We start from the raw sequence: 9,663 nt of genomic DNA on the forward strand, positions 1-9,663 counted from the left end.
CGGGCACCTCGTCCACCGAGGTGCCCGCCCCGCCAGTTCGGCGTGTCACGACGTGAGGTGCTCCTTGAGGACGGCGATGACGTCCTGGGCGTGGTCGGTGAGGTAGAAGTGGCCGCCGGGGAACACCTTCATGTCGAAGGCGCCCAGGGTGTGCGGCTCCCAGGCGCGCGCCTCGTCCAGGGTGGTGCGCGGGTCGTCGTCGCCGACCAGGACGGTGATGGGGCTGCCGATCTGCGCGCCGGGCTCGGCGCGGTAGGTCTCGATGGCGGTGTAGTCGCTGCGGATCGCCGGCAGCACCATGCGCAGCACCTCGTCGTCCCCGAGGATGCGCGGGTCCGTGCCGCTGAGCTTGCGCATCTCGGCGATGACGCCGTCGTCGTCGCGCCGGTGGACGTTCTCGGGCCGGTGGCGGGAGGGGGCGCGGCGGCCGGAGGCGAAGACGTGCGCGGGGGCCTGGCCGGTCCGCTCCAGGCGGCGGGCCACCTCGAAGGCGAGCACGGCGCCCATGCTGTGCCCGAAGAAGGTCAGCGGCAGGTCGGTGTGGCCGCGGAGCGCGTCGGCGATCCGGTCCGCCAGCTCGGCCACGGTCTCGACGCCCTTCTCGGTGTGGCGGTCCTGGCGGCCCGGGTACTGCAGGGCGACCACGTCCGCGACCTGGCTCAGGGCGGCCGAGACGGGGAAGTAGAAGCTGGCGGAGCCGCCCGCGTGCGGGAAGCACACCAGGCGGCGGGTGGCGCCGGGGGCGGGGTGGTACGAGCGGAGCCACAGGTCGGCGGCGGCTGTCGTCATGACGGTGTTCCATCCATGGGGATCGGCGGGACGGTCGGGTCCGGTCGAAGCGGGCACACGGCGGCGCGGGCACACGGCAGTGCGGGCACACAGCGATGCGGGGACACGGCAGCGCAGCGGTGCGGGCACGACGGCGGTACGGGCACACGGCGGACGGGGGCGGACGGGCCGAAGGCGGGCCGAGGCCCGCCTTCGGCGGCGCGGCGCGCCGTGGGGCGCGCGCACCGCGGTGCGTCCACGGTCACGTGCGGCGGTCACTTGAGGGGGAAGCGGACCTCTCCGGCCACGATCGGGTTCGCGTAGTTCTTGCTGGAGATCTTGATGCGGTTCAGGGCGAGGCCGGTCAGCGCCTCGAAGACGGCCCTGCGGGCGTTCATGGCGGTGGAGTAGCCCGCGTCCAGGTGCGGGGCGACCTCGACCACGTCCATGCCGACCAGGTCGGTCTCGTGGGCGATGCGGCGCAGCGCGGTGAAGAGTTCGCGGGTGGTGAGCCCGGCGGGTTCGGGGGTGCCGGTGCCGGGGGCGAAGGCGGGGTCGAGCACGTCGATGTCCAGGGACAGGTAGACGTGGTCGGCGACCGCGCGGGCCTCCTCGATGACCTTGTCGACGACCGCGGCGAAGCCGACGCGCTCGATCTCGGCCATGAAGTGCGAGCGCATCCCGGCCCGGCGCATCCAGTTGAAGAGCTGGTCGTCCGGGCCGGAGATGGTGCGGATGCCGACCTGGATGACGTTGGGGCCGGGCACCATCTCCTCGTCGATGAGGCGGCGGATCGGCGTGGTGTGGGTGGCGCGGTGCCCGAACAGCTCCTCGTGGCAGTCGGGGTGGGCGTCGAAGTGGACGACGGCGATGGAGCCGCGCCCGTGCACCTCGGACAGGGCGCCCACGCTCGGCCACAGCAGCGAGTGGTCGCCGCCGAGGACGACCGGCCGCGCGCCGACCTCGGCGATCTCGCGGACGAGGCCGCGGATGGGCTCCATGGACCGGGTGATGTCGAACGGGTCGACGGCCGCGTCGCCGTAGTCGACGACCTTGAGGACGTTGAACGGGTTGACGCGGGTCGCGGAGTGCACGAACCCCTCGGGCGTGCTGTACAGGTAGCGCTCGTCGGCGCGGATGGCGCGCGGCCCGTAGGCGGCGCCGCGGTGGCCGCTGGAGACGTCCACCGGGCAGCCCACCACGGCCACGTCGACGCCGCCCGCCCGCAGGTCCTCCTGGGTGAGGGCGAGCGGGACGCCCATGAAGGTGGGCACGCCCGAGTAGGACGGCTGGACGTAGTAGCGGCGCAGGTCGATCGGGCCGGGCTCGCGGCGCGGGAACGTGGAGCGATCGACCTCCCGCCGCCAGTTCTCGGACTCGGGTGTCTCGCTCATCTCTCTCCTCGGGTACGGGGGTTCGCGCACGGCGGCGGGGCCGCCGCTGGTTCTCGTGGCGCGTGGGGTCCGTGCGGCCACCGGTGTTGACGCGTGCGGGCCGTGCGGCCACCGGTGTCCCGGGGCCGCGCGGCCGGGGGTCAGGCGGCCTTGCCGGTGACGGGCAGCCGGGTGCAGCCGCTGATCACGGGCGAGCTGCGGCGCCGTACCGGCCCGGCGACGCGCAGGTCGGGCAGCCGCTGCGCCAGGACGCGCAGCGCGGTCTCGCCCTCCATCCGGGCCAGCGGCGCGCCGATGCAGTAGTGGATGCCGCCGGAGAACGACAGGTGCTCGGCGGGGTTCTCGCGGGTCAGGTCGAAGCGGTCCGGGTCGTCGTACACCTCGGGGTCGCGGTTGGCGGCGCCGATGAGGACGACGACGGAGCTGTCGGCCCGGATGTGGTGCCCTGCGAGCGCGATGTCCTGGTGCGGGACGCGCTGGGCCTGGAGGGCCGGGGAGTCGTGGCGCAGGGTCTCCTCGACGGCGCGCGGGGCGAGGTCCGGGTCGTCGAGCAGCAGGTTCCACTGCGTACGGTCGCCGGTCATGGCGAGGACGGCGTTGCCGATGAGGTTGGTGGTGGTCTCGAAGCCGGTGACGGCGAGGACGGTGCAGAAGGCGAGGAGTTCCTCCGTGGTGAGCTTGCCGTCGCCGTGGGCGGTGGTGAGGCGGCTGATGAGGTCGTCGCCGGGGTCCTCGGCGCGCAGCGCGATCAGCTCGGTGAAGACCTCGTCGAGGTCGTCGACGGCGGCGCGGAACTCCCGTGCCATCTTCAGGGACTTGACGCCGTCGATGACCGGGCCGACCTTGCGCCCGGCCCTGATGAACCGCTCGTGGTACTGCTCGGGGACGCCGAGCAGCTCGCCGATGACGAGCAGCGGCAGCGGTCCCGCGAAGTCCTCGATGAGGTCGAAGGAGTCGCGGGTGGCGGCCTGGTCGAGCAGGTGGTGGCAGAGCTTCTCCACCTGGATGCGGTACTTGCTGATCATCCGGGGCCCGAAGGCGGGCTGGGCGAGGCGGCGCAGCCGGGTGTGGTCGGGCGGGTCGAGGCCGAGGATGGAGCTGTTCCAGGGGATGTCGGCCATCATCTCGTGGCCGGGGACGCCGCCCTGCGTCCGGTTCAGGAACAGCGTGCGGTCGCGCAGGATCCTGCTGCCGAGCTCGTGGCTGCCGGTGACCCAGCTCCCCAGGTGGCTGCGGTGGATGGGGCCGCGCCTGCGCACCTTCTCGTACAGCGGGTACGGGTCCGTGCGGCCCTGGAGCAGCCGCGTGAACGGGTCGCCGAAGAGGCCGAAGGCGCGCAGGATCGCACGGGTCGCGCCGAGCTTGGCGCTGAAGGCGAACCCGGCCGACTTGCTGTCCATGAGCGTGGCCATCACTGCTCCTTGCGCGAGGAGGTCCGGGCGGGACGGGAGGCGGTCCGGGCGGGTCGTGAGGTGGCGCGGGCGGGCCGGGCGGCGGGCCTGAGGGCCTGCTCGGGGCCGAGTGCCACCACGTCGAAGTGGCGGGTGGTGACGTCGAGGCGGTGCAGGAGCCGGTCGGGGCCGGTGACGTGCACCGTGGTCACGCCCTGGGCGCGCAGGGTGTCGACGACGGGGTGCCAACGGACCGGGTGGTCGAAGGTGTCGAGGAGCAGGGCGCGCAGCCCGTCGGCGGTCGTCACCAGGGAGCCGTCGTGGTCGGCGACGAGCGGCAGCTCCGGGTCGGTGAGGTCGGCCTCGCCGATGACCTCCTCCTCGGCGCGGGCGCGCAGGCCCGTCAGGATGCGGCAGTGCGCGGGCGGCTTCATCGAGTACAGCGAGTAGCCGCCGACGGCGCTGATGCGCCGCTGGAAGGACTCAAGGACCGGCTCCCGCAAGGTGATCATGTGCATGCCCTCGTCGAGCAGGCCGGAGACCTCGTGGAACTCGCCGCGCTCGGTCAGCTCGGCGAGGACCTCGGTGAGCGCCGGCTCGGGCACCCGGGTGATGGTGAGGGTCACCAGGTCCTGGTACTGCTCCTGGAAGAACCGCTGTTCGCACAGGGCGAGTTCGTACGTGAGGCGGACGGCCTCGGGGAACGGCAGGGCGCCGCTGAACGCGGTGGCGGCCTTCTGGCCGAAGCTGAAGCCGACGCAGTGGTCCGGGCGCAGGCCCCCGGTCTCCACGGCGCGGTCCGCGAGGGCCACCGAGTTGATGAAGAAGGCGACCTGGGCGAACTCCCCGAAGTCCTCTCCCTGGGCGCGGAACCCGTCCAGGACCGACCGGCCGAGCGCCTCGTCGGCGGCGGCGAGGCGTTTGCGCACGAAGGGGTCGATCATCATGAACTTGCCCACGTCGGTGAAGCGTGCGGGCCCCATGCCGGGGAACACCACGGCGCTGCGTGCCTGGTCGGTCGTCATCCTGTCCGCTCTGTCCGTACTGGTCGTGCTGGGGCTGCTGAGGGTGCTGGGGATACTGGGGGTACTGGCGCTACTGGGAGTGCTGGTCGCGGGGGGGGGCGTCTGGTGCCGGGGCTCAGGCGGAGGCGAGTTCCGCCGGGGAGCGCTCGGCCGCCCGCTGCTCCAGGGCGCGCCGGTCCGGCTTGCCGTTGCGGTTCAGCGGGAAGCTGTCGACGACGACGACCCGGTTGGGGTGCTCGTACGCGGGCAGGGCGTCCTTGATGCGGCGGCGCCACGCGGCGGCGTCCTGGCCGGAGGGGTCCTCGACGAAGAAGACCAGCTCGGAGCCGCGCGCGTCGTCCGGCAGGGCCACCACCTTGACGGTGCAGCCCGCGGCGGCGGCCCTCCGCTCGATGATCTCCGGGTAGAGCGTGTAGCCCATGCGGTGCACGGCGAGCTTGCGGCCCGCCACGAAGAGGTTGCCGGCCGCGTCGAGGTGGCCGAGGTCGCCGGTGCGGTACCAGCCCTGCTCGACCGGGTCCAGGGTGCCGTCCTCGGCGAGGTAGCCCGCCATCATGTCGGGGGTGTTGACGACGAGTTCGCCCATCTCCCCCGCGGGCAGGACGTTGCCGTCGTCGTCCTGGACGGTGAGCTCCAGGCCCTTCATGACCTGGCCGCAGGCGACGGGGTTGTCGATGGTGGCGAAGGCGATGTTGCCGAGCTCGGTGCTGCCGTAGCTGTCGAGCAGCGGTTGGCCGAACTCCTCGACGTAGGCGTCGGAGAGGGCCGGGTCGAGCGGGGCGGCGCCGCTGCAGAACATGCGGACGCCGTCGAGCGCGCGCCGCACGTCGGGCTGGCGCCCGGCGAGGTTGAGCATGCTGCGGTAGGTCGCCGGGGTGGCGTCGACGACGGTCACCCCGCACTGGCCGCCCATGAGGAGCGACCGGTCGAGCCGCCGGTGCGGCGCGACGATGAGGGAGCACTCGGCGAGCCAGGCGATGAGCACCATGGACAGGCCGTACTGGTGCGCGAAGGGCAGCAGCGGCAGCAGCACGTCGCCGCGGCCGTGGCCCATGTGCGTGGCGTTGCGGCGCAGGTTCTCCAGGAAGCGGCCGCCGTTCTTGACGACGCCCTTGGGGGTGCCGGTGGAGCCGGAGGACCACATGATCAGGCCGTCCGGCAGGGCGCACCAGGCGTCGAAGTCGAGCGCCGGCTCGGTCGGGACGAGGCCGGAGGCCTCGACGAGCAGCTTGTAGAGGTAGACGGCGTCCTGCGTGTCGGACGGTATGGGAGCGTCGTCGTCGTACAGGCACAGGCGGGCGCGGGTGCGCTCGACGATGCGCCCGGTCTCGCGGGCGTGCTCCTGCTGGTCGACGAGGACGATGGAGGCGCCGACGTGCATCAGCGCGAAGAACGCGTTCAGCCAGGCCGCCGAGTTCCCGGCCTTGAGCAGCACCCGGTCTCCCGGCCGGACACCTTCCGCACGCAGGACCATCGCGACGCGCAGGGTGTCCTGCTCGAATTCGGCGAAGGTCCGCGCCGAATCTCCCGTGAAGATGTTCGGTGTCATCGAAGCCGCCCCCTTTCCCGGTTCTGAGAATTCAACGGGCACGATAAGCACGATACGGTCGAGCAATTCTCCCGCCCCGGGCGAGTCGCCGGGGAGCACGGTAAAAGCTAGGCAGCGCACCGCCGCAGCAGAACCCCTATCCTCCCCCTAGCAGCCCCTGAGCAGGCAATTCGGCGCCGGAACGGCCGAGCTGACGGGCCGGGCCAACCGCTACCTTCGACGTGTTCAGGCCACGTACGTGATAAGTCGCGGAGGACCCGGTGGGAGTACGGACAGGGACCGGTCAGGGACCGGTCGGGGAACAGGACGAGGAACGGGCACAGAATAACGAACGGCAGGAAACGGTGACGGTCCTGCCGGACGGAAAGCCGGACGCCGAGCCGAAAGAAAAGCAGGACGGGCCGGACGGAAAGCCGGGCGGACATCCGGACGAGGCCGAAGGGACCGCCGAGGAGAAAACCGGCGGGAAAGCCGGAGCGAAGGCAGCCGGAGCGAAGGCGGCCGGAGCGGCGGCGGCCGGAGCGGCGGCGGCCGGAGCGGCGGCGGCCGGAGCCGCCGTCCCGGTGGCCGGCGGGCTCCCGGAGTTCGCCGGGCGCTGGGCGGGCGCGGTCGCGGGCGCCTCCGGCCTCGCGCTGCTCCTGGTCAGCACCCGGTACGGGTTCCAGGGGGACGAGCTGTACTTCCTGGGCGCCGGGCAGCACCTGGACTGGGGGTACGCCGACCAGCCCGCGCTGCTGCCGCTGCTCGCCCGGGTCGTCGACGCGGCCTCGGGCGGCTCGCTGTTGGCGCTGCGGCTGCTGCCCGCGCTGCTCACCGTGGCGGGCGTCCTCGTCGCCGCGCTCACCGCCCGCGAGTTCGGCGGCGCGCGCCGGGCGCAGCTCCTCACGGCGGCGGCCTACGGCTTCGCCCCGGCCGTCCTGATCAGCGGGCACGCCCTGTCGACGATGGCCGTCGACCTGTTCCTGTGGACCACGGTGAACTGGCTCCTGATCCGCTGGGTGCGCACCCGCGAGGACCGGCTGCTGCTGTGGTCCGGCCTGGCGACGGCCCTCGCGCTGCAGGGCAAGTACCTGATCGTCGGGTTCTGGCTGGTCGTCGTGGTCACCGTGTGGGCGGCCGGTCCGCGCGAGCTGCTGCGCCGCGGGCCGCTGTGGATCGGCGGGGCGGTCGCGGTGGTCACGTCGCTGCCCGGGCTGATCTGGCAGGCGCGGCACGACTGGCCGCAGCTCGAGATGTCCGGGGTGCTCGCCGACGAGAAGATCCTCGGCGGCCGCGCGGGCTTCCTGCCGTACCTGGTCGTCCTGTCGGGCGGCGTGTTCACCGTGGTCCTGGTGTACGGCCTGGTGCGGCTGTTGCGCGCGCCGCACCTCGCGCCCTACCGGTTCCTGGCCTGGACGTTCCTCGGGCTGACGGCCGTGTTCCTGGTCACCGGCGGCCGGCCCGCCTACGTGGTGGGCGTCTTCGCGCCGCTGTGGGCGGCGGGCGCGGTGGAGCTGGCGCGCGGCGGCGGGGCCCGCTGGTGGCGGTGGCTGGCCGCGTGGCCGGTGGTCGCGCTGACGGCCCTGGTGTGCGTGGCGCTGTCGCTGCCGGTGTACCCGGTGTCGCAGGTGACGAAGACCGAACAGCCCGCCAACAACCCGATGACCGCGGAGACGCTGCGCTGGCCGAACCTGATCGACGCGGTCGAGGAGGCGTACAAGACGCTGCCCGCGGACGCCCGGAAGCGGGCCGTGGTGGTCACGCAGTACTACGAGGAGGCGGGCGCCGTCGACCACTTGGGCGCCGACCGCGGCCTGCCGGACGCCTACAGCGGCCACCGCGGCTACTGGTACTTCGGCGCGCCCTCCGACTCCTCGGGCCCGGTCCTGTACGTGGGCTCCGACGTCGCGAAGCTGAAGCCGTACTTCTCGTCCGTGCGCAAGGCCGCGCGGGCGGCGGGCGGCCCCGGCGAGAGCTACGTCGACGGGGTGCCCGTGTGGGTGCTCGACGGGCGCAAGCAGCCGTGGTCGGAGATCTGGAAGGACTACGGCCACCTGTCCTGACCGCGCCGCGCGCGCCCCACGACGACGGCCCCGCCCCCACGCGCTGTGGGGACGGGGCCGTCGCGCTGCCGGTCAGAGCTTGTCGAGCCACTCCTCCACGGCGCGGGCGGTGGTGCGGGAGTGTTCCTCCATCACCGTGAAGTGGGTGCCGGGCACGTCCACGGCCGTGTGCTCCAGCTTCCAGGACGGGCGCCAGTCGTAGTCCCGGGTCCACTCCATCAGGGGCTCGCTCGCGCGGACCAGGAGCGTAGGAGCCTCGATGGCGTCGGGCAGCAGGCCGAGGAACATGTAGCGGGCCATGGCGGTCACCCAGGCGTCGCCCCAGTCGTCGCCGTCACCGGCGTCGGCGCTGCCCGGACTTCCGGGGCCGGGTGCCGTGTCGTAGCGGTCGCTGAGCTGCCTGCCCATCGCGGCGGCCATGTCGCCGAGCGCCTTCTCCTCCACGTACGTGTCCACGAGCACGACGCCCGCGGGCCCGGCGCCCCGGCTCTCCAGCTCCCGTGCCACGGCGTGCGCGACGAGGCCGCCGGAGGAGTGCCCGGACAGGACGTACGGCTTGTCGCCGACGTGGCGCCGCACGGTGTCCGCGTGCAGCCGCACGAGCGCCTCCTTGTCGGCGGGCAGCAGCTCGCCCTCCAGGAAGCCGGGGTGCGTGATGACGCTGACGTCGCGCCGGTCGCGGAAGTACGCGCCGAAGCGGGCGTAGTCGTACGCGCTGGAGCGGCCGACGTACGAGGTGAACAGCACCAGGCCGACCGGGTCCGCGCCCCGGGACAGCGTGAACGGGGTCCGGGGCGCGCCGAGTTCGGCCTCGGTGGTGAACGAGGCACGGAACTGGGCCATGGTGCGCAGGAGCGGGATCAGGTCGTCGGCCCGGCCCTGGCGCGCGGCCTCGTCGTACAGCTCGGCCAGGCCGGTCGCGGGCCGGGGGGCGGCGGGCCGCGCGGGCGCGGGGGTCGCGGCGGTGGCCGCGGGGGCTCCGGCCGTGGGCGCGGGCCGGGCCGGTGCCGGGGCGGCGGGCGTCCGCGTGGCGGTCCGCTGCTGGGCGGCGGCGGCCGGGCGGCCGGGCCGCGGCCCCGCGGTGTCCTCCCGGTCTGCCCGCGGTTCCGCCTGGTCCAGGTCGGCGGCGAGGCGCGCGGCCAGGGACCGCGGTGTCGGGTTCTGGAACACCAGGGTCGCGGGGAGCCGCAGGCCGGTCGCGGCGGCGAGGCGGTTGCGCAGCTCGACACCGGTGAGGGAGTCGAAGCCGAGCTCCAGGAAGCCCCGTTCGTCCTCGACCCGGTCGGCGGACGCGAGGCCGAGGACCGCCGCGGCCTGGTCGCGGACCAGGGCGGCGAGCAGTTCGGCGCGCTCCTGGCCACCGGCGGCGGCGAGGCGGCGGGCGAACGCCTCCGCCTCGGTGGCGGCGGCCCCGGCGGCGGTCCGCCGGGCGGGCTCGCGGACCAGGCGCCGCAGCAGCGGCGGCACGTCCTCGCCCCGGCGGGCGCCCGCCCG

Annotated in this window: 7 protein-coding genes; 1 reads left to right on the plus strand and 6 read right to left on the minus strand. The window is 73.7% G+C overall.

The window, feature by feature from the left end:
* Positions 1-45 precede the first annotated feature (45 nt).
* The 5 genes from IE330_RS36415 to IE330_RS36435 form a co-directional block, all read right to left on the minus strand.
* Positions 46-789, minus strand: a complete 744-nt coding sequence (locus IE330_RS36415; RefSeq protein ID WP_190140469.1) for a thioesterase II family protein — start codon at positions 787-789, stop codon at positions 46-48.
* Between the two features lie 254 nt (positions 790-1,043).
* Entirely contained in the window at positions 1,044-2,162 is a 1,119-nt protein-coding gene (locus IE330_RS36420) for an agmatinase family protein (RefSeq protein ID WP_190140470.1), read from the minus strand.
* 140 nt (positions 2,163-2,302) lie between these two features.
* Positions 2,303-3,574: a cytochrome P450 gene (locus IE330_RS36425; RefSeq protein WP_190140471.1), complete on the minus strand. Its 1,272-nt coding sequence runs from the start codon at positions 3,572-3,574 to the stop codon at positions 2,303-2,305.
* Positions 3,574-4,578, minus strand: coding sequence for an ACP S-malonyltransferase (locus IE330_RS36430; protein WP_190140472.1), 1,005 nt, complete (start codon positions 4,576-4,578; stop codon positions 3,574-3,576). The genes IE330_RS36425 and IE330_RS36430 overlap by 1 nt, the downstream gene beginning before the upstream one ends.
* 115 nt (positions 4,579-4,693) lie before the next feature.
* Entirely contained in the window at positions 4,694-6,127 is a 1,434-nt protein-coding gene (locus IE330_RS36435; protein WP_190140473.1) for a class I adenylate-forming enzyme family protein, read from the minus strand.
* A 344-nt stretch (positions 6,128-6,471) separates the two neighbouring features.
* Here IE330_RS36435 and IE330_RS36440 point away from each other — a divergent pair, with 344 nt between their 5' ends.
* Positions 6,472-8,169, plus strand: coding sequence for an ArnT family glycosyltransferase (locus IE330_RS36440; RefSeq protein ID WP_229926177.1), 1,698 nt, complete (start codon positions 6,472-6,474; stop codon positions 8,167-8,169).
* Positions 8,170-8,241: 72 nt separating this feature from the next.
* On the opposite strand, the gene IE330_RS36445 is transcribed toward IE330_RS36440, so the two are convergent.
* Positions 8,242-9,663, minus strand: a 1,422-nt coding sequence (locus IE330_RS36445; RefSeq protein ID WP_229926178.1) for a thioesterase domain-containing protein, incomplete at its 5' end; no start/stop codon positions are given.

This window comes from Streptomyces longispororuber (genome assembly GCF_014656095.1).
Taxonomy (GTDB): Bacteria; Actinomycetota; Actinomycetes; order Streptomycetales; family Streptomycetaceae; genus Streptomyces; species Streptomyces longispororuber.